Here is a 22,054-nt window from a genome sequence, read left to right on the forward strand (position 1 = left end):
GCGCCGAACGCGATAGCTGTTCTCTCTAGGTTCTATCGTGCTTGGCGACGTCGATCTCCGAAAGGTAGGTTCATTTAGCCAGGTAACCATATGAGCCCGAATCCGCGTTGCCTCCCCACCCCTCACTCCCCCGCAACCCCATAATCTCGTCCCTTAACTTCGCCGCCGTCTCAAACTCCAGATCCGCCGCGGCTTCCCGCATCCGCTTCTCCAGATCCGCGATCACCGCCGTGATATTCTCTCCGGCCAGCGCGGCCTGACCGCGATCCGAGACGCCGCTCGGCTTGCCGCTGGCTTTCTTGCCTCTCCCCTTGCTCGCGACTCCCCGTCCCTTCGCTTGGCTCTCCATCACTTCTTCCAGGATGTCGCTGATGCCGCGGGTGATGGTGCGGGGGGTGATGCCGTGTTCTTCGTTGTAGGCGAGCTGTTTCGTTCTCCGGCGTTCGGTTTCGTCCATGGCGCGCTGCATGGAGCCGGTGACCCGGTCGGCATAGAGGATGACCTTCGACTCCGAATTGCGGGCCGCGCGGCCGATGGTCTGGACGAGGGACGTCTCGGATCTGAGGAAGCCTTCCTTGTCGGCGTCGAGAATGGCGACGAGGCCGCATTCGGGAATGTCCAGGCCCTCGCGCAACAGGTTGATGCCCACGAGGACGTCATAGACGCCCAGGCGCAGATCGCGGATCAGCTCGATCCGCTCCACCGTGTCGACATCGGAGTGCATGTAGCGGACCTTGAGGCCCTGCTCGTGCATGTATTCGGTGAGGTCCTCGGCCATGCGCTTGGTGAGCGTGGTGACCAGGGTGCGCATGCCGCGCTCGGCGGTGGCGCGGGCCTCGTCGATCACATCATCGACCTGGGAGGCGCCGTCCTTGGCGACCGGGCGCACCTCGACCGGCGGGTCGATCAGGCCGGTCGGGCGGATCACCTGTTCGGTGAAGACGCCGCCGGTCTGGTTCAGCTCCCAGGAACCCGGGGTGGCGGAGACCGAGACGGTCTGCGGCCGCATGGCGTCCCATTCCTGGAATTTGAGCGGGCGGTTGTCGAGGCAGGAAGGCAGGCGGAAGCCGTGATCCGCCAGGGTTTTCTTGCGGTTATAGTCGCCCTTGTACATCGCGCCGAGCTGCGGGATGGAGACATGGCTCTCATCGGCGAAGACGATGGCGTCTTCCGGGATGTATTCGAACAGGGTGGGGGGCGGCTCGCCCGGCTTGCGGCCGGTCAGGTAGCGGGAATAATTCTCGATACCGGCGCAGGAGCCGGTCGCCTCGAGCATTTCCAGGTCGAACTCGGTGCGCTGCTGCAGGCGCTGGGCCTCGAGCAGCATGCCCTCGGCCTCCATCCAGGCGAGGCGTTCCTTGAGCTCCTTCTTGATCTGGACGATGGCCTGGTTGAGCGTCGGGCGCGGCGTGACGTAGTGGGAATTGGCGTAGAATTTGACGCTTTTCAGCTCGGCCATCGCCTTGCCGGTGAGCGGGTCGAATTCGGTGATCGCCTCCACCTCGTCACCGAAGAAGGAGATGCGCCAGGCGCGGTCGTCATAGTGGGCCGGGAAAACCTCCAGATTGTCGCCGCGGACGCGGAATGTGCCGCGGATGAAGGCGGCGTCATTGCGCGTGTATTGCAGATCGACCAGCCGGCGCATGATCTCGCGCGGATCGACCTCGTCGCCGGGCTTCAGCTCGAAGGTCATGGCGGTATAGGTCTCCACCGAGCCGATGCCGTAGATGCAGGACACCGAGGCGACGATGATCACGTCGTCGCGCTCCAGGATCGAGCGCGTGGCGGCGTGGCGCATCCGGTCGATGGCCTCGTTGATCGAGCTTTCCTTCTCGATATACGTATCCGTGCGCGGAACATATGCTTCCGGCATGTAGTAGTCGTAGTACGAAACGAAGTATTCCACGGCATTGTGCGGGAAGAAGCTCTTGAACTCGCCGTAGAGCTGGGCTGCCAGCGTCTTGTTGGGGGCCAGGATCAGGGCCGGGCGCTGCACGGCCTCGATGATCTTGGCCATGGTGAAGGTCTTGCCGGTACCCGTCGCGCCCAGGAGGACCTGGTCGCGCTCGCCGTTGTTGAGGCCTTCCACGAGCTCCGCGATCGCCGCGGGCTGGTCGCCCATGGGCTGGAATTCGGAGACACAGCGGAAGCGCTCGCCGCCCTCGGACTTTTCCGGGCGGTCGGGCCGATGCGGCGTCCAGGCGGCCGGCGCGGAGGGCAGCTGGTCCAGAACGAAGTCTTCGGGCGCAGTGAGGGTGTCGTCGACGGTGAGCCTGGTCATGCGCCGAATATGCGCACTCCGGCGCCGCTCGGCCAGTGCTTCGGGTGCAGGCGGGGTGAGGTCCCTGCCAGCGTTGTGTCATGAGGGTGCATCGGCCGGGTCATACACAATGAGCGCCGGATCATACGGAATGATCCGCCGGTCACCGGGCGTTAAGCATGGAGCGCGCATAGTGAAGCCTTAACAAGGGAGGCCCCGATGTCCGAGCTTGCAGACAGTGCCGTCAACATTCTTCTGGTCGATGACAGCCCTTCGGTGCGCACCGTCCTGCGAACCCTGCTCTGCGGCCTTGGTGTCACCCGGATCTACGAGGCGACCGACCGCGAGGAGGCCTTCATCATGGCCCGCGTCTGCCGCCCCGATCTGGCGCTGATCGATCACGATCTGGGCCGGACGAGCGGGGTGGAGCTGGTCGCCGCCTTTCGCGATACCGCGACCAGTCCGATGCCGGAACTGCCGCTCATCCTGCTGGTGCCGACGGGTATGGAATACCTGGCCGAACAGGCGCGTGAAGCCGGTGCGGACGCTGTCCTGCCCAAGCCGGTCACGGCGCGCATGCTCGGCGAGCGCATCCTGCAGCTGACCGGTCAGGCTGAAGCCGGCGAAGCGCTGGCCCGCAAACAGGCCTGATCCCCCCCAACACTCACTCACCGGCGCCGTGGAGCGGGCCGGTCATGTACGGCGGTTCCATGCTGGATGGACTGAGAATCCTGGTCGTCGAGGACATCCCCTCGATCCGCAGCCTCATTGCCCGGCTGCTGGAACGTCTCGGCTGCGGCGATGTCTACGCGGTCGGCAATATCGCCGATGCCTTCACCTATCTCGACACGCTCGGCTTCGACGCCGTGCTGCTCGACTACGAGCTGGAGCACGAGAACGGTCTGACCCTGGTGCGCCGCCTGCGGCGCGATACGGCGGCCCGCAATCACGATGTCTCCGTCATCGTCCTTACCGGCCACACCGAAACCGCCGTCATGCAGGCGGCCGTGCAGTCGGGGGCGAATTCCTACCTGGTCAAACCGGTCAAGCCGGACCGCCTGGGCGAGCGCATCCTGGATGTGCTGTCGGCGCGCATTGAGCCGCGTCCCGGCGACGATCCGGATGCGCCGGACCGCCCCGACGCCGACACTTACTGGGTGCTGGAAGGCTGATCGCCGGCAGCGGCCGGCAGGCCGTCGCGCGGCATCGCCTCGATATCTGCCCATTGCTGCGGGAAGATCAGGCCCTGGGTATCGAAGCCGCGGTCGCGCAGATCGGCCAGACGGGCTTCGATGAAGGCATCGCCGGGCTGCGGCTCGCGGGCGAGGATCCACAGATAGCGGCCCTGCGCTTCGGAGATCACCGCCCAGCTATAGTCCTCGGCCAGGTCGATCACCCAGTAATCCCCGAAGAAGGGACCGAAAAAGCTCACTTCCAGCTTGGCCGTGTCGGCGGGATCGGGATAGCGGGCGCGGCCCTCAGCGATGTCCAGCTCGCCGTCCAGCGTATTCTTCCAGCAGCGATTGGTCACACCGACCGTGCCGTCCGGCTGCGGGGTGTAGAAGGCGGTCACGCCCTGGCAGTCGCGCTCGAAACTGTGGTCGGCGCGGGCGATCTCGAACCACAGCCCGGCATAGCGCTCCAGATCGACGGCCTCGACGGTCTGTGGCGGCGCGTCGCCGGCCAGACGGTCGCGCGGCGGCGAACAGGCGGCCAGCGCCAGCGCGGGCAGGATGAGGGGCAGGATCAGGGCTCGGCGCATCGGGACCTCCGGACATGTCGCAATGCCGGTAGAACTAGTGCGGTGCCATGCCGGTTCCAGCGCTGTGGCGCCGGCGCGGCACCGGGATGGCCGCGTCAGGCGTCGTCGTAGACGTCGGCCTCGATTACCGCATCCAGGCCGATTTCCAGCTGGTCGCCCAGCAGCGGTGCGCCGAGCAGGTATTCCGCGGTCGAGCCGGTGCGGCGGGCGCGGGCCTCGCGCACGGCGTCGGGGAAGTCTGCGCCGTCATAATCGCCGCGGCCGATCCAGTAGAGCGCGACGAGTTCGGCCTGGGCCTCCTCGTCCAGCGAGTCGATCCAGTCCTCCAGCTCGGAGCGGATCGGGTCGTTATCCCCGGTCTGCAGCGTTTCGACGGCATCCGTCTCGCCGCTGTCCGGGTCGCGTTCGTAATCCTCGATCATTTCCTTGCTGTCATAAGCCCGGGCCTGAAGGACCAGTTTCCGGACCATTTCTTCCGCAATATTCATGACGACGCCCTTTCGGTCGGTTGCGACAGTCTCGGCGGTACTCGAAAAAACACTAGCACGGATCAGGCGGTACGCGGAGTGGCGAAGCGGGGATGCGGCACTTCGGCACATCCGCGCGGTTCCGGCCAGTGCGGTCAAGACTTGGTTAAGGACGAATTGGCACTATCGCGGTGCACACCTGATTCACCGCGGCCCCCAAGAGATTCCATGTCCGGTAGCTTCGACCGTATCCGCGTCCTGATCGTCGAGGACAATGCGCACATGTCGACCATCCTGCGCACCATTCTGCAGGGGTTCGGGGTGCGCACGATCGTGGAGGTGCGCGATGCCGCTGATGCGTTCGAGACCATGCGCGACGTCAATCCGGACTTCGCCCTGGTCGACTACATGCTGGGCGATCTGAACGGGCTGGAATTCACCCGTCTCGTCCGCACCGCGTCCGACAGCGCCAACAAGTATCTGCCGATCATCATGGTGACGGGCCACACGGACCGCTCGAAAGTGATCGAGGCGATCAATGCGGGCGTCAATGAATACCTGGCCAAGCCGGTCCGCCCGGTCGACCTCTTCCATCGCATCACGGCGCTGATCGAGCGGCCCCGTCGCTTCATCAAGGCTTCGACCTATTTCGGTCCGGATCGCCGCCGCCGCCAGGACCCGCGCTATACCGGCCCGTGGCGCCGGTCGACGGACGAGGAAAAGGCCACGGGCTGAGCCATCGCTCACGCCGCCGCATCCAGATCCACTTTCCGGTAGACCGAGAAGACGATGACCACGTCCTGGGCGCCGACCGCCTTGCGCTTGCGGATGATGGTGCCGAAATCGGGATTGTTGACCAGATAGTCCGGTCCGATCCGCACCAGTTCCTCGCGCGCGATCAGGGCGGTGTCACAGCTCAGAGGCGCGCCGCATCCGGAATGACAGGCCATGGCGTCGGCCTGTTCGAGAACCCCCGCCATGCGCGCGCCCGCGGCCCGGTCCGAAATCACCACCCGGCCATAGGGATCGAAACCGAGCTGGTCCAGATCGAAGACGATACCGACATTCGCAGACATGGCGATCTCCCGCATTGCACGCACAGGATGTACACCTTTTGTTCCGCGCGTTCAAGGGGTGCGTGTTCCAGAAAATCTGTGCGGAAAATCTACGCCCGTGCTGCATCCAGCAGCGCGGAAATCTCGCTGGCCTGGGTGCACCAGCTGGTGACGAAGCGGCAGGAGCCGTCCGGCCACTGATAGAAGCGGGCTCCGGCCGCCACCAGACGGTCGCCCAGAGCTTCGGGCAGGCGGATGAACACCTCATTGCCCTGGACCGGATGCATCACCTCGACACCATCCAATGCATCGAGCCCGCCGGCCAGGGCCCGGGCATGGGCGTTGGCGGTGCCGGCCAGGTCGAGCCACAGATCGTCCTTCAGCCAGGCTTCGAACTGGGCCGCGAGAAAGCGCATCTTCGGTGCCATATGGCCGGCCCGTTTCTGGCGGGCCTGAAGCTCTTCGAACCGGTCCATGACGGACGGGAAGAGGATGATGGCTTCAGCACTGAGCGCGCCATTCTTGGTCGCCCCGAAGCACAGCGCATCCACCCCCGCCTTCCAGGTCAGTTCGGCCGGCGTGCAGCCGAGCGTCACCAGCGCGTTGGAAAAGCGGGCGCCGTCCATGTGTACGAAGGCGGGGCGCTGGTGAATCCGGTCTGCCCGTTCGGCCACTTCGGCCGGCGTATAGGCCGTTCCGCTTTCGGTAAGATTGGAGAGTGACAGCACGCGGGCCGGGCTGGAATGGACGAAGCCTTCCGGAATCTCGCCCAGCGCCCGGTCGAGCGCCTCGAGCGAAATCTTCGCATGGGCGCCGGCGAGGGGGATCAGCTTGGCGCCGCCGGTGAAGAATTCCGGCGCGCCGCGCTCGTCGCGATGAATATGGGCCTCGTCATGGCACAGGATTGCGCCATGGGCCGGGCACAGGGCTGACAGGGCAAGCGCGTTCGACGCCGTGCCCGACACCGCGAAGAGAAGTTTCAGATCGGTCTCGAAAATCGTCTTCAGGCGGGCTTCCACCCGGGACGAGATTTCGTCGGCGCCGTAGGAGGCGGCAAAGCCGGCATTGGCGGCGCCGATCGCCTCGATCAGCGCCGGGTGGGCGGGGGCGGTGGTGTCGGACAGGAAATTCATGGCCGCAATGGACTTTGCCGCAGCGCCGGCGTCAATCGCCGAATGCCGGGTCCGGCACCAGTGGCGGCAGGCTGTCGCGCATCTGGTCGGCCGAGGAGGTGGTGCGGCCCGTCGGATCGGCCAGGGTCGACTGACCCTCCAGGTCGCGCACCGGCAGGCCGCGGCCGGCATAGAGGGCACGGATCTGCATGTCCGACAGATTGGCGAAAGCGGCTTCAGCTTTGGCGATATTCTCGGGACTGGCGAATTGCAGCATGGGCAGGCCTTCGGACCCGTCGCCGGGCGGGCAGCCGAGCGCGTCGCGATTGGCGTCTGAGCTCGAGAGGCAGAAGACATCCCGTACGACACCGCTTGCGCCGCCGCCATTGATGCCATCGGGAAGAGGCATGGCTTCGCCGATGAACTCGGTCGGCCGTTGCGGCGCGCCGCCGCCAGCCGGAGCTTCGTCCTCTTCCGGGCGTTCTTCAGGGATTGCAGGCGCGGACGTCTCAGCCCGCTCGGTCGACTGCTCCGGCTCGGGCGGGATGGTCTCCACGGTCTGGGACGCCGGCTCTTCGGCGACCGGCTCCGGTGTGTCGGGTTCAGGTTGAGCGACCGGCTGCGGGGCTGGTTCTTCCGCCTCCACCGGCTGCGGCGGCAGGGTCACGAAAACCACATCGATTGCGTCCGGTCTTTCTATGGAGGCAAACCGGTGCGGCAACAGGATGAGAAGAAGCAGAAAAGCCCCGTTTGCGGCGATCGACAGCGCACCGGCGAGCAAGCGGCGGCGCAGGACCTCGGTCGGGGGCGCGAACAACGCAACGCCCAATCCAGCCTCCCTTCGGCCCCCGCCGTGCCTCATGCATAGCGGAGCGCGGCGGGCCTGACCAGTGCGGCCGGGGGTTACGAATGCTTCAGGTGGTCACCGCGACCGGTTCGGCCCAGACCACATAGCGCAGCGGGCCGGGGGTGACGGCATCGAAGGGCCAGCAGGTCACCAGGGCCAGCCGGGCCGGTCCGCCATCGTTCGTCTCGATGCCGGAGCGGGCCGCCTCGACGATCTCGCTGCCGGTGACCCGGAAGGCGAGGGGCGGCGCATCGGCCCGCTCGATGATCACGGTCTGGCCCGGCTCGACATGCTGCAGGAAGCGGAAATGCGTGTCGCGATGGGCGGCGATGATAGAGATGCCAGCTTCGCCGGGCCTTGCCGAGGCCGTGAGCAAGGAGGGGCCGAACGCCAGCGCTTCGCCTCCCGCCTCGGCCAGCACGATGGCGTGTTCGCCGAGGGCCGGAACGGAGAGCCGCGCCACGGGCCAGGTATCGGCCCAGGGCCATGGTGTGGGCGCGGACTCTCCGTCGATCGCACGGGCCCAGGCTCTGGCGAGCAGGACCTGTGCAATTTCGGCCTTGGCGCCGATCCAGACACCCTGCCCGGCAAGGGCGGTGCCGGCGGCAATCAGGGCAAGCGAGGCGGACTTGGCGAACAGGGCCGGGTTCAGCATGCGGACTGCCTCCGCTGCACCATCCGCCAGGCCAGACCGGAAAGGGCCATCAGGGCGCCCAGCAGGATCAGCCATTCACGCGGCGTGGCGGTCGCCGGCAAGGCCAGCCCATTGCGGGCCTGCGCATCGCCTGCCCCTGGCGGCGAGCCGGGGGCGAGGCGGTCGATGAGGGCGGGATCGAGTGCGGCGCGGTGCTGCCGCTCCGGATTGCGGTTCATCACCGCGTCGAAATCCCAGCCGTGCGGTACCATCAGGGGAACATCGCGCGCGGTCAGAACCTCGTCCGCCGGCCGCGCGGGCGTCACATCGACCGCCACCAGGCTGGTCAGGCGGGAGACGAGGTGGAAGTCGAGCGCGGTTTGCAGGACTTCGGCATCGATCGCTTCGGCACTGGCACCCTGATAGCGCAGCTCCTCGATTGCGCGGATCCGGTTGCGGGCCCATAGCGTGGCGATGCCGTTCGCTGGCCGGGCATCGGACAGGGACAGGTCCTCCTGCCACAGGGCGTCGCCCATCCGGCCTTCCAGCCGCATGCTGCCGGCCGGATTGTCGAGGCGGGCCGTCATCAGCACCGGTTCGCCATAGTAGAGATCCGGCAGGGGCGCGGGCCAGATCTCGCTCAGCGCGCCTTCCGGGAAAAGCGCGTCCAGATCGGTCATCACCGGACGTTCCAGGGCCGCAAAGAGCGCGTCCATCGCGCCGGCGACTTCGGAAACATCGCCGATATGGGTGAAGGTGCCGCGTCCGGCCCTTGCAGCGCGGCTCATGAAATAGGTGTTGGGGGCTGAGCCGATACCGACCGGGAAGAGGCGCGACCGGCCCAGCCCGTCATGGATGACGGCGAACAGCGCGTCCTCATTGCCGATGGCGCCGTCCGTCAGGAAGACAACCTGGCGCACGCGCGCCGTGTCCTGCGGCGTGGCATCGACCAGGGCGGCCTGCATGGCGGGCAGCATCTCGGTGCCGCCATTGGCGTCGAGCCCGCGAACGAAGCGCCGGGCCCGGTCGAGATTATCCCGGGTCGCGTCGACCGGCGCGGGAAAGACCTGTTCCATCGTATTGTCGAAACGGATGACGTTGAACCGGTCACCGGGCTGCATCCGGTCGAGTGCACTCAGGAGAGCCTGTTTCGCCTGCCGCATCGAGGCGCCTGCCATCGATCCCGAATTGTCGATCACGAACACCGTCTCGCGCGGCTGGCGCGGTGCGTCATCGCCGAGTGTGGCCGGCGGCAGGACCTGGGCGAGAAGATAGGTTTCGCCATTCAACGTCTGAGTGAAGAGGGCGGCGCTGGGGCGGTATTCTTCTGCCGGACGCCAGGTCAGGACGAAGTCGCGATTGGCGGGCACCGGACCGTCGGCGAGCGAGATCCGCGCATCGCCCTCGCCCGGGCGCTCGACCAGGGTGGCGTGGTAGAGGCTGGCGATCTGGCCGGGCTCGAAACCCGGCTGCAGGCGGGCGGTGATCGAGACGGGCAGGCGCAGGGCGTTGGCCGGTTCGCCGTCCGGATGCATGAGCGGCGGCGTGATGCGGCGGGCGTCGGGCACGGCCGCCGGGGCGTTGCGGCTTTCGGCGACGAATTGCGGCGCATCGCCCGGGACATAGCGCGTCGTGATCGCCAGCGGCACGCGCAGCTCGAACGTGCCATCGGCGAGGCGGGCGACGTCCTGGTATTCGATCTGCACGATGATCGTCTCGCCGGGGCCGATATTGGCGACCGATGTGGTGAACATGTTGGGGCGTTCCTGCTCGAGCAGGCTGGCGCGCTGGCCGTTCGCCCGGGCGTCCTCATAGATCCGCCGCGCCTGGCGCCGCTCATGGATTTCGCCCTCGATGAAGCGGTCGCCGACCTGCATGCGCAGGCGGTCGATGCCGGCATCGGCGGGCAGGGGGAAGACGTAGGTCCCCTCGACCCAGGCATCCGACGGGTTCTCGAAACGCTGGGTCACCGTGGCGCGCACGACCGGGCCGGCGATGTCGAGGGCGATATCGGTCGCAACCAGCGGGGCGGGGACGTACAGCCCGGCATCGACGGTGCGGATCAGCAGCGCGCTTTCTTCCATCTCCGAAAGACGGACCAGGCCGGCGTCCGGCGGGGCCGGCGTGTCGGCCCGGGCCTCCGTCCACAGGAAAAGCGATACAATAAAGACGGCGATGGCCAGAACGAGGGCGAAACCGCCCTGCGAACCGGAGCCGCGCCTGTGGCGTGTGGATGTCATCTGAATACTCCCCGAAACGCGCCGGCCGCCCCGCCTCTGCGAGGGTGCGGCAGGGGGCGGCCGGCCTCCCTGTCCAAGGGCACGCTGGACCGCGAACGCGGATGCGGCAGGGCGGGAATGCGGCGATCAGGGGAAAAAGTGGGGCGATTGCGGGGCGGCTGAACGCTTCCGCCAGCCATGCAAAAACGCTGTGCGGTTTTGGCGATACTGCATGGCTGAGCTATTGGCGGGCCCGGCAAGCCCGACTAGGGTCATGTCTTCGCATGCAAGATCCGGGACACTGTCATGACCTTTACGCCCTCCGCTGCGCTGCAGCGCGTGCAACCCTCCGCCACGCTCGCCGTGACCCAGAAGGCCCGCGACCTGAAGGCGAAAGGCATTGACGTCATTTCGCTGGGCGCCGGCGAGCCGGACTTCGATACGCCGGACCACATCAAGGAAGCAGCGATCGATGCGATCCGCCGCGGCGAGACCAAATACACGGCGGTCGACGGGATTCCCGAACTCAAGGATGCCATCGTCAAGAAATTCCGCCGTGACAACGGCCTGGAATACATGGCGGCCCAGGTGCATGTGTCCACGGGCGGCAAGCCGGTCATCTACAACGCGCTGCTCGCCTCGCTGAATCCGGGCGATGAAGTGATCATTCCGGCGCCCTACTGGGTGAGCTATCCGGAAATGGTGAACCTGGTGGGCGGTACGCCGGTACCGATCCGGGCCGGCATCGAGAGCCGTTTCAAGATCACGCCGGAACAGCTCGAGGCCGCGATCACGCCGAAGACGCGCTGGCTGATCCTCAACTCGCCCTCCAATCCGACGGGTGTCGGTTATACCGCGGCCGAGCTGAAGGCGCTGGCCGACGTGCTGCTCAGGCACAGCCATGTCTGGGTCATGACCGACGACATGTATGAGCACATTGTCTACGAGGGCTATGAATTCGCGACCATCGCCCAGGTCGAGCCGAAACTCTATGACCGCACGCTGACGATGAACGGCGTGTCCAAGGCCTATTCCATGACCGGCTGGCGGATCGGCTATGCCGGCGGTCCGCAGGCGCTGATCAAGGAAATGGGCAAGGTCGCCTCGCAGACCACGTCCAACCCGTGCTCGATCAGCCAGTGGGCGTCGGTCGCGGCGCTGAACGGCGATCACAGCTTCCTGGAAGCGCGCAATGCTGCTTTCCTGCGCCGCCGGGGTCTGGTGCTTGAAGCGATCAATGCGTCAGACGGTCTCGTGGCACCGACGCCGGAAGGCGCCTTCTATGTCTTCGCCGATTGTTCCGGCACGCTGGGCAAGACGGCACCGGACGGAACGCGCATCGAGAACGACACCGATTTCTGCTCGGCCCTGCTCGAGGCAGAAGCTGTGGCGGTCGTGCCGGGTGTGGCCTTTGGCCTGGAGCCGGGTTTCCGGATTTCCTATGCGACGGATGACGCGTCGCTGAAGGAAGCCGGCCTGCGGATCCAGCGCTTCTGCGCTTCGCTGAAATAGGTATAGGCGAAGTTTATGGCTGACCCAGTTAATCCTCATTTGAATTATGGGGATCGGGGGCTCATATAAATGTCGATGCCGCGGCCCGGCCGCACGCGAACCACAAATGGAGAACACAATGAGCATCAATATGGGTCTGTCCGAAACGCAACGCGAAACCATGGCGAAGGCCGTGACCGCCGTTCTTGCCGACACCTACGCGCTCTACTTCAAGACGCACGCCTATCACTGGAACGTCACCGGTCCGCGTTTCCACGATCTGCACGGCCTGTTCGAGGCCCAGTACAACGAACTGTGGACCGCGACGGATGAAATCGCCGAACGCATCCGCGCCCTCGGTCTTGTCGCGCCGCGTACCTATAACGAGATGGCCGAAGCCGCCTCGATCAAGTCCGGCGGTGAGGAAACCCAGGCCAATGACATGCTGAAGGATCTGGTGAAGGGCCATGAGGCTGTCGTCGCCACGATCCGCAAGGCGCTGTCGCTCGCGGACGAGAATAATGACGAGGCCACCGCCGATCTGCTCGCCCCGCGCGTGACTGCGCACGAGAAGGCGGCGTGGATGCTGCGCTCCACAATCGGCTGATCCGGCAAACCCCATGCCATGGCGCCAGATTTTCTGGCGGAAGAGATGCCCCGGAAGCCCCGCTTCCGGGGCATTGTCGTTTCGGGCACAAAAAAGCGCCCCGGTCCTGAAGGACCGGGGCGCCGAGGATATTGTGCGGGCGGGGTTGCCCGAAAAGGGTAGGCGCCGGACCCGATAGGGGAGGAGACGGGGCCCGGCGCGAAGTGCATACCGTATGGGGAGGAGACGGGTATGCAGAACTCAGATGGGGGATCTGAGAGCGCGACGTCGCCGCCGCGTTGGCGAGGCTTATGCCGCAGTTGCGAAATGGCGACCAGAGCCATGCGGGCATGTCGGCCATGCAGAAACGCGGCAAGGACACATTCTTGCCATGCATTCCGGCCGATTTGGTCACAGAGCGATCAGCTCTGCCAGCGGCGGGCCTGTTCGATCAGGAAATCGCGAAAGGCGACAATGCGCCGTGAGCCGCGCAGCTCGCTGGGATAGACGAAATACACTTCGAAATCGGGGCCCACGAGCTCAGGCAGGACGCGCTCGAGGCGCGGGTTTTCCCGCGCGACATAGTCGGGCAGGGCGGCGATGCCCATACCAGCCTCGACGGTCTTCATCACGCCGTAGATCGTGTTGACCTCGACCACGGCCGGGCGCGGCGGCGCCCCCGCTTCGCGGCCGGCCTTGGCGGCCCAGTCCAGACCCGGGATCGGCGCGAGCTGAGGCGGGCCGTAGTGGATGATGGAATGATCGTCGAGGTCCTCGGGCGTTTGCGGCCGGCCATGACGTTCGAGATATTCGTGGCTGGCATAGAGGTGCTGGCGCACGGCCAGCAGCTTGCGCTGGACCAGATCATTCTGCGTCGAGGCCCAGGGGCGGATGCCGACCTCGGCCTCCAGCCCGGCGAGATCGAGCTCGTGATCGTCCAGCATCAGCCGGATCCGGATATTGGGGTACTGGTCGTGGAATTCCGACAGACGCGAGGCGAGCCAGATCGCACCCAGCGCGGTCGGCGCTGTCACCTTGAGTTCGCCGGAGGGTTCGTCGCGGGCGTCGTGAACGCGCGCCTCGGCGACGGCCACCTTGCCGTGGATCTCCCGGGCAGCCTCGTACAGCAGATTGCCCGGTTCGGTCGGGATCAGGCCGCGCGCATGGCGGTGGAAGAGGGTGACGCCGAGATCGTCCTCCAGCGCCGCGATCTGCCGGCTGACGGCCGATTGCGACAGGCCGAGCATTTCGGCCGCACGGGTCAGGGACCCGGCCTGTGCAGCGGCATGGAAGGTCTTCAGCTTGTCCCAGTCCATGCCCTGCGTCTCCCCGGAATCGGCATCTCCCGGCGACACTCTATCTGTATGGGCACAAATCGCGAGATGTTATTCGCTGTCGTCGGGGCTGTCGATCTCGGTTGGCGCAAGACGAAGCTCATTGCCGTTCTCGTCGGTGGGAATATCGACCGTGTAAACCTCGCCGTAGCGGCCTTCCCGTATCAGCTCGATCCGGCGTTCCTGAACGGCGTTGAGCAGGACGAGTGCGTTCGAAGGCAGTGCCGTGGAGCAGCTTGTGCCGGCTGCAACAATGCCTGATGACGGGTCCGGGGAGCCAGAATACATCGTAGCAGCGCCGCCCGGACCGACGCAGCGCGTCGAACCGTTGATCAGGTCAGCAATGTGCCAGTCCTCGATTGTTGCATGGACGGGCCGGCCCGGAGCCAGTTGTTCGGCTGTGTCGGCATTGGCGAACGCCGACAGATGAGCCCGAAGGTCACTGTCGAAGTCGGGAAAGAAGTGCGCCGCCTCCTCATAGAGATGCGAGACGCGGAGTTCGCGCCGGGCAACCTCGACGCCGCGCAGTGAATTGACGAATTCCTCGGCATTCCGGTCGAGTTGGGTCCAGACGCTATCCCCATTGAAAGCCGTGCGCGAAATTTCCGGACCGCCGATTGCACCGTTGAAGAAACCGTAGATCACCCGCGGATCATCCCACTGCCGGTAGACGATTCTCAGGCGGATATCGTTGAGGCTGAGGGGTACGCCGGCGATGTTGAGAATTTTGGCCTCGAACATGTTCTCATTCGTACCGTAGGCCTCCTGCCGATTAACTCGAGTGAGGGGATAGTTGAGCATGATCTGCTCAATCACTGCTACATTATGGAGGTTCAGCCAGTACGCCAGCTGTTCATTGCTCGACAGCGTGGCCAGATCGACGTGGCCAGGTAGCGATTCGAGGTCCTGCCGGTAGGCCGAAATAGCCTCCTGATACTCATCGGACATCAGATGATAGGCGACGCGGTTTGCCTCGAACCGGTAGCGCGACTCGTTGGCGGTGGATATCCGGGTGCCCGTATTGACCGCGCGGAGCCGCTCCGGTTCGCGATCCATCACCGGTACGTTCAGGACGATATCGTGCAGAAGATCGGTCCAGATGTCGTAGTCGACATGCCGGTTCGAATTGTCATCGTATCGGGAGAACCGGGCCAGTTCGGACGATGAAACCTGCGCGGAAGCGCTTGTCGTTCCGAGCAGTACCGCAGACAGGCCGACCAGAAGCGCGCGTTTCATCTCTTAATCCTCCAAACTAGCGTACTGCACCCATAGGGTGTCGTGGTTTGGCGGGAGCTTACGTACTTATGACTCAATGTTAAGGGGGAAGCGTGACGCGCGCTTCCCCCTTTTTACACAAGCGTGTGCGACCGTTAGCTGGATGCGTTAGGCGTTGATATTCGCCATGCGGGCTTCGGGGTAACGGCCGCCCTTCACATCGTCCGCCAGGCGGTCGAGGCGTTCGGTCTGGGCTTCGCTCAGTGAGACGGCGCCTGCGCCGAGATTGATCTCCAGATTGGCGAGCTTGGTCGTGCCCGGGATGGACAGGATGTCCTCGCCGCGGGCGAGCACCCAGGCCAGTGCCACCTGCGAGGGATGCGCGCCGACTTCGCCGGCCACTGTCTTCACTTCCTCGACGAGGGCGAGATTGGCCTCGAATGCGCCTTCCGCGAAGCGCGGCTGATGCGCACCCTGCCGGAAGTCATTCTCCGCCGGCTTGTAGTCCTGCGAGTAGCGGCCGGTCAGCAGACCCCTGCCCAGCGGCGAATAGGCGACCAGCGAGGCGCCGATCTCCCGCACCGCCGGAAGCGGTCCGTCCTCGATATCGCGGCTGAAGATGGAATATTCCGACTGCAGCGCGCTGATCGGATGAACCGCATTGGCCCGGCGCAGCGTCTCGGCAGAGGCTTCGGACAGGCCGAGTGCGCGGACCTTGCCTTCCTCGACCAGTTTCGCCATTGCGCCGACGGTTTCCTCGATCGGGCGCTTGAGATCGATCCGGTGGAGATAGTAGAGGTCGACATGGTCGGTCCTGAGGAATTGCAGCGACTCCTCGATGGCACTGCGCATATTGGCTTCCGACCCGTCGACATCCAGAAAGGCGCCGGTTTCCTTGTCGCGCACGGGGCCGAACTTGGTGGCGATCACCACCTTGTCGCGGCGGTCGTGGAAGGCTTCGCCCAGCAGGCGCTCATTGGCACCCATGCCGTAAAGCTGGGCCGTGTCGAAATGATTGACGCCGGCGTCAATGGCAGCGTGCAGCAGGGCAACGCCGTCGCGCGTGTTGACGGCGGGGCCGTAGAATTCCGACAGACCCATACAGCCAAGGCCGATCGGGTTTACGAAAATGCCGGAATGTCCGATTTCGCGTGTCTGCATGATGGTCTCCCCTGGTGGAGATGAGGTTTGATGGATTGTGTGGCAGTGCGAACGCGTGCAAATGACGTGAGCGCTCACTCACATATGGGGCGCCCGATGAGAATGCGCAAGCCCTGCCGGTCATCATAACGGTTCAGATAGTCTAGCGGTTCAGGCGCCAGGAGTCCCAGGCGGTCTCGATCGCCATGTCGATTTCGGATGCTGTCCAGTCACGCCCGGCATTGGCCTGTTTGAGCATCGAAACCATGGGCGGGAAGAAGAAGGCCGTGAGCACGGTTCCGGGAATGTCCTTGATCTCGCCGCGGGCCTGGCCGTCCTCGATCAGCGTGCGGATATGGCGCACGAAGCCGTCATGGATCGGTGTGCTGTCGCGGTCCGACAGCGGATACTCGGAAAAGCGCTGGCCGTAGGTGAAGGCGGCCGGATCGGCCCGGTAGGCATTCCAGACACCACGCCACAATTGCCGGAACCGGTCCCGGAAACTTCCCGAGTCGCCGGTCTCCGCCATGACGCTGCGGTAGACGGCTTCCTTGATACCGGAATAGACCGCGACGAAGAGTGCGTCCTTGCTGTCGAAATGCCGGTAGAGCGTGCCCTCGGCCACGCCCGCACGTTTCGCGATGGCCGCTGTTGTCGCGGCGGAGAAACCGTCTTCCGCGACAAGTTCCAGCGCCGACCGCATGATCTTGTCGCGTGTGGAGGCGAGCGGAGCGTTCATGGAGGCAGCAGGCGCGATCGGGGCTCAAAAGTCCAGAGCCCCGACAGGGCGGCCTATTCCTGCGAGGCCAGATAGCGTTCAGCCTCGAGCGCGGCCATGCAGCCCATGCCGGCGGCCGTGACGGCCTGGCGATAGACATCGTCGGTCACGTCGCCGGCCGCGAATACGCCCGGAATGGAGGTTTTCGGTGTGCCCGGCTCGACGACGAGATAGCCGCCATCCTTGGTTTCCAGCTGATCGAGGAACAGCTCGGTGGCGGGCGCGTGACCGATCGCCACGAAGAAGCCGTGCGCGGGGATGTCGGTCGTCTCGCCGGTATTGACGTTCTTCACGCGAACGGCCGTGACGCCCAGCGGATCCTCGTCGCCGAGCACTTCCTCGACCACCGAATCCCACACCACCTCGATCTTCTCGTGCTTGAACAGCCGGTCCTGCATCACCTTTTCGGCGCGCAGGCTGTCGCGGCGGTGCACCAGGGTGACCTTGGATGCGAAATTGGTCAGGAAGAGCGCTTCCTCGACTGCCGTATTGCCACCGCCCACGACCACGACTTCCTTGCCGCGGTAGAAGAAACCGTCGCAGGTCGCGCAGGCCGATACGCCGAAGCCCTGGAATTTCTGCTCGCTCTCGATGCCCAGCCACTTGGCCTGGGCGCCGGTCGCGATGATGACGCTGTCGGCGGTATAGGTCGTTCCGCTATCGCCCTTGAGGACGAAGGGGCGGGTTTTCAGATCGGCCTCGACGATGATGTCGGAGATCATCTCGGTGCCGACCTTCTCGGCCTGTTCGCGCATCTGCTCCATCAGCCAGGGCCCCTGGATGACATCGGCAAAGCCCGGATAGTTCTCGACATCCGTGGTGATGGTCAGCTGGCCGCCCGGCTGCAGCCCCGCGATCAGGACCGGTTTCAGCATGGCGCGGGCGGCATAGATGGCAGCCGTATAACCGGCGGCGCCGGAGCCGATGATGATCAGGCGTTCGTGACGCGTGTCGGACATGAAAAAAACCTCTGGTCAGTCTCGCGGGCAGGCCAGTGCCGCTGTGTCTCTTGGATGTAATCGGACCCCTATATAGAGAGTCCCGCCGGGCGTGCACGCCTCTCCTGCTGCAGACCGGCCATGCGGGTCAAAGCGGCAGCAGGGCCTGCACCAGCGCCATGTCGCGGCTGCCCGGCCAGCCCATTGTCTCGAATACGGTTTCCGGCACCTCGCCGGTCTGGACCAGCCACGCGGCATAAAGATGGGCCGAGCGGGTGCCGCTGCGGCAATGCAGGACGATCCCGCTGTCCGGATGGGCCGCCAGCAGGGCGCCCAGCCGCACGGTCAGCTCCGGCGACGCGCCCCACGGGCCGCCGATCGGCAGCTCGACATATTGCATGCCGCGGCTGGCGACGGCGTCGGCGAGGTTGAAGGGCAGGGCTGCGGTCTCTTCCGGCGTGCGCGAATTGACGACCAGCGCCACACCGTCACCGGCCCAGCTGTCGAGATCGGCTTCGCGCGGCTGGCTGGCCAGCGCGACATGGCCGTGCCGGCACACGACCGGGTCGTTGGAAGGGAAAGACATGAAGGGGAACCTCATTGCGGTGCGGGCTGCCACCGGTCGATGACGGCGTGCGCCATGCGGCGCGTCTCGTCCAGCGGCGGGTAGGTCCAGGTTTCAAGCGTGCCGAGGAAGGGACGCAGGGCGCCCTGTGCGGCCAACGCGGCGTGCAGGCGCGAGAACTTGCCCGGCTTGCCGTCCATCGCCAGCAGGTAGACCGGTTTTCCGGTCGTCGCTGCTTCCAGGATCATGTTGGTGGATTCTTCCGTGACGAAGATCCAGTCGGCGGCCGCCAGGAAGGCGAAATAGGGATTGTCGCCCTCGCCATCGAAAAACCAGACGCGCGGATCGCTGCCGAAACGCTCGGCGAGCCGTTTTCGGATCGCTTCGGGCGTGCGCCGCGACACGGTCGCCATGACGCCGACGCCCCGGTCCAGCAGCCCGGCGATCCGCTCTTCCAGATAGCGGCCGATCTTCGGTGTCATGCGGTAGCGCTTGGAGGCCCCGCCGATCAGCACGGCGGCCCGCGGTGCCGGCAGCGCATCGATCTCGTCTGCGAACCGGGCCCTGGCCTCATCCAGCTGAGACGCTGCGATACGGTTGGGCGAGCCGATCATCGGCAATGCGTTCTCCCGGCGCAGCCGGTCATGCGCGGGCGCCACGATCAGGTCGAAGCTCGAATAGCGGCCGCGCGGGTCCTGCACATAGACGAAGAAACAGTCAGGAAAGACACGGCGATGGCGCCGCGCCTCGGCGATGGCGGCACGCCCGCAACCGATCCACAGATCGGGATGCGAGTTGGCGGGCAGGGTGACGAAACCGTCCTTGCGCACCGTCACGCGTTCGATCCGTGCCGGATTGTCCAGTTCGCGTGCGACGGCTTCGGCCAGGCCGAGCGCCTGATTCTCGATGCCGCGGCGGCCATCCGAGACGACCCAGATGGTCAATGGCGCAAGTGTGGAAGACGGTTCGGACATGTTCCGACTTAGACGGCGCAGGCGGGATCGCGTCAAGGCCGGTTGACGGGCCTCGCTACACGTGTAACAACATGCGACATATGTAGCGCGACAAGGCTGGAGTAACCGCATGTCTGCATCACCGCCCTCCCAGGCCGAGCTGGCCGTTCTCAAGCATCTCTGGAATGCCGGGCCGCAAAGCGCCCGCGAGGTGCAGGACGCGATCTCGGCCGATACCGGCTGGTCCTACTCCACCACGCGCACGCTGCTGACACGGATGACCGAGAAGGGGCTTATCCGCCGCAAGGATGTGCACGGCCTGTCGGTCTTCACGGCCAAGGTCGAGAAGGTCTCGATGATGAGCCGGATGATCCGCGAGTTTGCGGCCAATGTCCTGGACATGGACGGCCCGCTGCCCGGCACGGCCTTCGCATCGAGCCGTCTGTTCAGCGAGGAGGAAGCCGCGGCGCTGACCCGCCTGCTCGAACAGGCCGATGAAGCGGAGCGCGGGGAGGACGAGGCATGAGCGGCGGACTGCTTGACGCGCTCCTGCTCGGCGGCGGCCTGTCGGTCATTGCCAGCGGCGCGGCCTGGGCGCTCGCCCGGCTGCAGCGGCGCGGCGAGGCCGATACCGATATCGCGCTGTGGCGCGCGGCACGGCTGGTCGCCCTGCTGCCGGTGCCGCTGGCGGCCATCATCTTTGCCGTGCCGCAGACCGTGACCGCCGGCGGCGCAGCGCTGGTTTTCGAACCGCAATTTGCCGAAGTGACAGAGCCGTTGCCGCTGGTAGTCGAGGCCGGCGGATTCGTGCTTCCGGCGCTGCCATCCCTGACCCAGACCATCCTGGCACTCTATCTGGCGGGTCTTGCGGTAAGCCTTGGCCTGGCGGGCCTGCGCCACCTGGCGCGCCGCCGCATGATTGCGGCCAGCCGTCCGGCCAGCCGCGAGGAACGTCGGCCACTCGAGGCGCTTGCCGAGGACATTGGCGTTCGTGCTCCGGAGATGCGGGTCGGGCCCGACACGGCTTCGCCCATCCTGACCGGCTGGCGGGGTGTCGTCCTGGTTCCGGCGGCAATGCTGTTGCGGGCCGATGCGCTGCGCTTCGCCCTGGCACACGAGCTGAGCCATCTGCGCCGTGGCGACGAGCGAGACCGTCTCCTCGGTGCCGCGCTGATCGCGCTCTTCTGGTTCAACCTGCCGCTTCGCTGGATCGAGCGGGAACTCAACGCGGCGCGGGAAATCGCCTGCGATCGCGACACGCTGGAGGCGCTGGGGGGCGCACGGCGCAAGGCCTATGCGGCCGCGCTGATCGAAACCATGCGGATCGCGGCGCCGCCGGCGTCTGCTTTCGGCCCTCACGACAGGAGACATCGTGAAATGCGGATCAAGGCCATCATGACTTCAACCGCCAGCCGGCGCGGCCGCGCGGCCTGGCTGGCTGCCACAATCCTTGCAGCCGGACTGCCGGTTGCCGGCGCCCAGGCGCTGATCACCGAGCGGCGCGTCGTCGCCGAGCCGGCCGAGCATGTTCAGCCCGAACAGGACGCGCAGGCGCCGATGCAGGCCGCTTTTGCGGCCCAGCAGGACGAGGACTGGCAGGCCTCCATCGACCAGCTCACTGCGATCGCCGATGCGCCCGGCAGCTCGGCCCATGACCAGGCGATCGCACTGCAGATGCGTGGCCGGGCTCACTATGAACTCGGTCAGGTCGAGGCGGCGATTGCCGATTGGCAGCACGCGATCGACACGGGCGCCATGGATGAAGATGGCAACCGTAATATGCGCATCAATATCGCCCAGCTGATGATCGCTGACGGCAATGCCGAGGCCGGCGCGGAAGCGCTTGAGGCTGCGCTCGGCGAGGACGAGCCCGATCTGCGCTTCATGCGGATGCTGGCCCAGGCCTATGGCCATGCCGGGCGTTTCGAGGACGGTCTGGGCTATGCCCGTGCGGTCTATTCCGACGATCCGGCCGAGGGCAATTACCACCTGCTCTACTACTATCTCCAGGAATTGGGGATGGAGCGCGAGCTGGCTGAGCTGATCGCGCTGCAGGAAGAGCGTGAGACGACCGGCGAACCCAAGATCAATCGCCGCGAGGCCCCGGTCGCACCGGTGGCGGCCGAGCCGTCGCCCGAGCCGCACCCGGCGCCGCATGCCGAACCCGCTTCCGAGCCCAGCCCGGTGCGCCAGGTCCGGCCGGCACCGCAGGCTGAACCCCGCGCCGAGCCGCGTCCCGTCATGGCCCCGGCCCCGTCTCTGACCCATCGCGTGGCGCATGGCCGGATCAGCAGCCGCTATGGCGACCGTCCGGCCCGTCCGGCGGGAGCCCAGCAATTCCATCATGGCGTCGACATCGCGGCCGATCGCGGTACGCCGATCGTGGCACCGGGACCGGGCGTGGTCGTGCATGCGGCCGCCGGCTTCAACGGCGAGGCTGCCTGGGGCAATACGGTTGCGATCGATCACGGCAATGGCTGGCAGACGGTCTATGCCCACATGGAAGGGTTTGACGTCTCGGTCGGCGACCGCGTGTCCTCCGGCCAGCAGATCGGTCGTGTCGGCTCCACCGGCCGCTCGACCGGACCCCACGTCCATGTCGAGCTGCACCGGAACGGCCAGCGGATCGATCCGGCCGAGTATCTTCCGGGCCTGCGCTAGCGTCCGGTCTGCACGCCGTGCTGTCATGGTGTAGGAT

At 65.8% G+C, this 22,054-nt stretch carries 22 protein-coding genes; 7 read left to right on the plus strand and 15 right to left on the minus strand.

Translation table 11 applies throughout. From position 1 onward, the window contains the following. Positions 1 to 70: 70 nt before the first annotated feature. Positions 71 to 2,281, minus strand: a complete 2,211-nt coding sequence (gene uvrB, locus PKE71_RS16715) for an excinuclease ABC subunit UvrB (protein ID WP_271188152.1) — start codon at positions 2,279 to 2,281, stop codon at positions 71 to 73. Between the two features lie 198 nt (positions 2,282 to 2,479). Between uvrB and PKE71_RS16720 the strand changes: the two genes are divergently transcribed. Together PKE71_RS16720 and PKE71_RS16725 are read left to right on the plus strand one after the other, a co-directional pair. Beyond that, entirely contained in the window at positions 2,480 to 2,911 is a 432-nt protein-coding gene (locus PKE71_RS16720) for a response regulator (protein ID WP_271188153.1), read from the plus strand. 44 nt (positions 2,912 to 2,955) lie between these two features. Continuing rightward, positions 2,956 to 3,432 (plus strand): response regulator, encoded by a 477-nt coding sequence (locus tag PKE71_RS16725; RefSeq protein ID WP_271188154.1) that lies wholly within the window; start codon positions 2,956 to 2,958, stop codon positions 3,430 to 3,432. On the opposite strand, the gene PKE71_RS16730 is transcribed toward PKE71_RS16725, so the two are convergent. Further along, positions 3,411 to 4,022 (minus strand): lipocalin family protein, encoded by a 612-nt coding sequence (locus tag PKE71_RS16730; RefSeq protein ID WP_271188155.1) that lies wholly within the window; start codon positions 4,020 to 4,022, stop codon positions 3,411 to 3,413. The two genes, PKE71_RS16725 and PKE71_RS16730, sit on opposite strands and share 22 nt — an antisense overlap. Positions 4,023 to 4,117: 95 nt before the next feature. Further along, positions 4,118 to 4,510, minus strand: a complete 393-nt coding sequence (locus PKE71_RS16735) for a DUF3775 domain-containing protein (protein WP_271188156.1) — start codon at positions 4,508 to 4,510, stop codon at positions 4,118 to 4,120. A gap of 207 nt (positions 4,511 to 4,717) precedes the next feature. Between PKE71_RS16735 and PKE71_RS16740 the strand changes: the two genes are divergently transcribed. Continuing rightward, positions 4,718 to 5,224: a response regulator gene (locus tag PKE71_RS16740; protein ID WP_271188157.1), complete on the plus strand. Its 507-nt coding sequence runs from the start codon at positions 4,718 to 4,720 to the stop codon at positions 5,222 to 5,224. An 8-nt stretch (positions 5,225 to 5,232) separates the two neighbouring features. On the opposite strand, the gene PKE71_RS16745 is transcribed toward PKE71_RS16740, so the two are convergent. The 5 genes from PKE71_RS16745 to PKE71_RS16765 all read right to left on the minus strand — a co-directional run bounded on the left by PKE71_RS16745 (position 5,233) and on the right by PKE71_RS16765 (position 10,377). Continuing rightward, a complete protein-coding gene (locus PKE71_RS16745; RefSeq protein WP_271188158.1) occupies positions 5,233 to 5,565 on the minus strand; it encodes a hypothetical protein in 333 nt (110 codons plus the stop codon). Between the two features lie 89 nt (positions 5,566 to 5,654). Next, positions 5,655 to 6,677, minus strand: coding sequence for a threonine aldolase family protein (locus PKE71_RS16750; protein WP_271188159.1), 1,023 nt, complete (start codon positions 6,675 to 6,677; stop codon positions 5,655 to 5,657). Between the two features lie 31 nt (positions 6,678 to 6,708). After that, on the minus strand, positions 6,709 to 7,485 hold the full coding sequence (locus tag PKE71_RS16755; RefSeq protein ID WP_271188160.1) for a hypothetical protein: 777 nt from the start codon (positions 7,483 to 7,485) through the stop codon (positions 6,709 to 6,711). Between the two features lie 85 nt (positions 7,486 to 7,570). Next, positions 7,571 to 8,158, minus strand: a complete 588-nt coding sequence (locus PKE71_RS16760; RefSeq protein ID WP_271188161.1) for a class GN sortase — start codon at positions 8,156 to 8,158, stop codon at positions 7,571 to 7,573. Then, a complete protein-coding gene (locus PKE71_RS16765; RefSeq protein ID WP_271188162.1) occupies positions 8,152 to 10,377 on the minus strand; it encodes a marine proteobacterial sortase target protein in 2,226 nt (741 codons plus the stop codon). Before PKE71_RS16765 ends, PKE71_RS16760 begins: the two co-directional genes overlap by 7 nt. Before the next feature lie 285 nt (positions 10,378 to 10,662). Here PKE71_RS16765 and PKE71_RS16770 point away from each other — a divergent pair, with 285 nt between their 5' ends. Together PKE71_RS16770 and PKE71_RS16775 are read left to right on the plus strand one after the other, a co-directional pair. After that, the gene (locus PKE71_RS16770) at positions 10,663 to 11,868 is read left to right on the plus strand and encodes a pyridoxal phosphate-dependent aminotransferase (protein ID WP_271188163.1); all 1,206 of its coding nucleotides are present in this window, start codon (positions 10,663 to 10,665) and stop codon (positions 11,866 to 11,868) included. Between the two features lie 118 nt (positions 11,869 to 11,986). Next, positions 11,987 to 12,454 carry a Dps family protein gene (locus PKE71_RS16775; RefSeq protein ID WP_271188164.1) on the plus strand — a complete coding sequence of 156 codons (468 nt, stop codon included), beginning with the start codon at positions 11,987 to 11,989 and terminating at the stop codon, positions 12,452 to 12,454. A 401-nt stretch (positions 12,455 to 12,855) separates the two neighbouring features. On the opposite strand, the gene PKE71_RS16780 is transcribed toward PKE71_RS16775, so the two are convergent. From PKE71_RS16780 to PKE71_RS16810, 7 genes are all read right to left on the minus strand, one after another. Continuing rightward, entirely contained in the window at positions 12,856 to 13,749 is an 894-nt protein-coding gene (locus tag PKE71_RS16780) for a LysR family transcriptional regulator (RefSeq protein WP_271188165.1), read from the minus strand. A gap of 69 nt (positions 13,750 to 13,818) precedes the next feature. Continuing rightward, the gene (locus PKE71_RS16785; RefSeq protein ID WP_271188166.1) at positions 13,819 to 15,003 is read right to left on the minus strand and encodes a DUF547 domain-containing protein; all 1,185 of its coding nucleotides are present in this window, start codon (positions 15,001 to 15,003) and stop codon (positions 13,819 to 13,821) included. A gap of 147 nt (positions 15,004 to 15,150) precedes the next feature. After that, positions 15,151 to 16,143 carry an aldo/keto reductase gene (locus PKE71_RS16790; RefSeq protein WP_271188167.1) on the minus strand — a complete coding sequence of 331 codons (993 nt, stop codon included), beginning with the start codon at positions 16,141 to 16,143 and terminating at the stop codon, positions 15,151 to 15,153. Between the two features lie 142 nt (positions 16,144 to 16,285). Further along, entirely contained in the window at positions 16,286 to 16,861 is a 576-nt protein-coding gene (locus PKE71_RS16795; protein ID WP_271188168.1) for a TetR/AcrR family transcriptional regulator, read from the minus strand. Between the two features lie 53 nt (positions 16,862 to 16,914). Further along, positions 16,915 to 17,859 carry a thioredoxin-disulfide reductase gene (gene trxB, locus PKE71_RS16800; RefSeq protein WP_271188169.1) on the minus strand — a complete coding sequence of 315 codons (945 nt, stop codon included), beginning with the start codon at positions 17,857 to 17,859 and terminating at the stop codon, positions 16,915 to 16,917. Between the two features lie 127 nt (positions 17,860 to 17,986). Next, positions 17,987 to 18,424 (minus strand): beta-lactamase hydrolase domain-containing protein, encoded by a 438-nt coding sequence (locus PKE71_RS16805; protein WP_271188170.1) that lies wholly within the window; start codon positions 18,422 to 18,424, stop codon positions 17,987 to 17,989. Between the two features lie 11 nt (positions 18,425 to 18,435). Continuing rightward, positions 18,436 to 19,377, minus strand: coding sequence for a mitochondrial fission ELM1 family protein (locus PKE71_RS16810; RefSeq protein ID WP_271188171.1), 942 nt, complete (start codon positions 19,375 to 19,377; stop codon positions 18,436 to 18,438). A 109-nt stretch (positions 19,378 to 19,486) separates the two neighbouring features. On the opposite strand from PKE71_RS16810, the gene PKE71_RS16815 reads away from it, so the two are divergent. Together PKE71_RS16815 and PKE71_RS16820 are read left to right on the plus strand one after the other, a co-directional pair. Beyond that, on the plus strand, positions 19,487 to 19,882 hold the full coding sequence (locus PKE71_RS16815) for a BlaI/MecI/CopY family transcriptional regulator (protein WP_271188172.1): 396 nt from the start codon (positions 19,487 to 19,489) through the stop codon (positions 19,880 to 19,882). Further along, positions 19,879 to 22,017 carry a peptidoglycan DD-metalloendopeptidase family protein gene (locus PKE71_RS16820; protein ID WP_271188173.1) on the plus strand — a complete coding sequence of 713 codons (2,139 nt, stop codon included), beginning with the start codon at positions 19,879 to 19,881 and terminating at the stop codon, positions 22,015 to 22,017. The genes PKE71_RS16815 and PKE71_RS16820 overlap by 4 nt, the downstream gene beginning before the upstream one ends. Positions 22,018 to 22,054 lie beyond the last annotated feature (37 nt).

Origin of the sequence: Maricaulis virginensis (assembly GCF_027922185.1) — a bacterium.
GTDB lineage: Bacteria > Pseudomonadota > Alphaproteobacteria > Caulobacterales > Maricaulaceae > Maricaulis > Maricaulis virginensis.

What these genes read in the sequence shown, in the direction of transcription:
- PKE71_RS16775 (WP_271188164.1), top strand. Translation starts at nt 11,987, where the DNA reads ATGAGCATCAATATGGGTCTGTCCGAAACGCAACGCGAAACCATGGCG.
- PKE71_RS16795 (WP_271188168.1), bottom strand. Translation starts at nt 16,861, where the DNA reads ATGAACGCTCCGCTCGCCTCCACACGCGACAAGATCATGCGGTCGGCG.
- PKE71_RS16760 (WP_271188161.1), bottom strand. Translation starts at nt 8,158, where the DNA reads ATGCTGAACCCGGCCCTGTTCGCCAAGTCCGCCTCGCTTGCCCTGATT.
- PKE71_RS16730 (WP_271188155.1), bottom strand. Translation starts at nt 4,022, where the DNA reads ATGCGCCGAGCCCTGATCCTGCCCCTCATCCTGCCCGCGCTGGCGCTG.
- PKE71_RS16745 (WP_271188158.1), bottom strand. Translation starts at nt 5,565, where the DNA reads ATGTCTGCGAATGTCGGTATCGTCTTCGATCTGGACCAGCTCGGTTTC.
- PKE71_RS16790 (WP_271188167.1), bottom strand. Translation starts at nt 16,143, where the DNA reads ATGCAGACACGCGAAATCGGACATTCCGGCATTTTCGTAAACCCGATC.
- PKE71_RS16740 (WP_271188157.1), top strand. Translation starts at nt 4,718, where the DNA reads ATGTCCGGTAGCTTCGACCGTATCCGCGTCCTGATCGTCGAGGACAAT.
- PKE71_RS16725 (WP_271188154.1), top strand. Translation starts at nt 2,956, where the DNA reads ATGTACGGCGGTTCCATGCTGGATGGACTGAGAATCCTGGTCGTCGAG.
- PKE71_RS16720 (WP_271188153.1), top strand. Translation starts at nt 2,480, where the DNA reads ATGTCCGAGCTTGCAGACAGTGCCGTCAACATTCTTCTGGTCGATGAC.
- trxB (WP_271188169.1), bottom strand. Translation starts at nt 17,859, where the DNA reads ATGTCCGACACGCGTCACGAACGCCTGATCATCATCGGCTCCGGCGCC.
- PKE71_RS16750 (WP_271188159.1), bottom strand. Translation starts at nt 6,677, where the DNA reads ATGAATTTCCTGTCCGACACCACCGCCCCCGCCCACCCGGCGCTGATC.
- PKE71_RS16785 (WP_271188166.1), bottom strand. Translation starts at nt 15,003, where the DNA reads ATGAAACGCGCGCTTCTGGTCGGCCTGTCTGCGGTACTGCTCGGAACG.
- PKE71_RS16770 (WP_271188163.1), top strand. Translation starts at nt 10,663, where the DNA reads ATGACCTTTACGCCCTCCGCTGCGCTGCAGCGCGTGCAACCCTCCGCC.
- PKE71_RS16820 (WP_271188173.1), top strand. Translation starts at nt 19,879, where the DNA reads ATGAGCGGCGGACTGCTTGACGCGCTCCTGCTCGGCGGCGGCCTGTCG.
- PKE71_RS16765 (WP_271188162.1), bottom strand. Translation starts at nt 10,377, where the DNA reads ATGACATCCACACGCCACAGGCGCGGCTCCGGTTCGCAGGGCGGTTTC.
- PKE71_RS16810 (WP_271188171.1), bottom strand. Translation starts at nt 19,377, where the DNA reads ATGTCCGAACCGTCTTCCACACTTGCGCCATTGACCATCTGGGTCGTC.
- PKE71_RS16780 (WP_271188165.1), bottom strand. Translation starts at nt 13,749, where the DNA reads ATGGACTGGGACAAGCTGAAGACCTTCCATGCCGCTGCACAGGCCGGG.
- uvrB (WP_271188152.1), bottom strand. Translation starts at nt 2,281, where the DNA reads ATGACCAGGCTCACCGTCGACGACACCCTCACTGCGCCCGAAGACTTC.
- PKE71_RS16735 (WP_271188156.1), bottom strand. Translation starts at nt 4,510, where the DNA reads ATGAATATTGCGGAAGAAATGGTCCGGAAACTGGTCCTTCAGGCCCGG.
- PKE71_RS16805 (WP_271188170.1), bottom strand. Translation starts at nt 18,424, where the DNA reads ATGTCTTTCCCTTCCAACGACCCGGTCGTGTGCCGGCACGGCCATGTC.
- PKE71_RS16815 (WP_271188172.1), top strand. Translation starts at nt 19,487, where the DNA reads ATGTCTGCATCACCGCCCTCCCAGGCCGAGCTGGCCGTTCTCAAGCAT.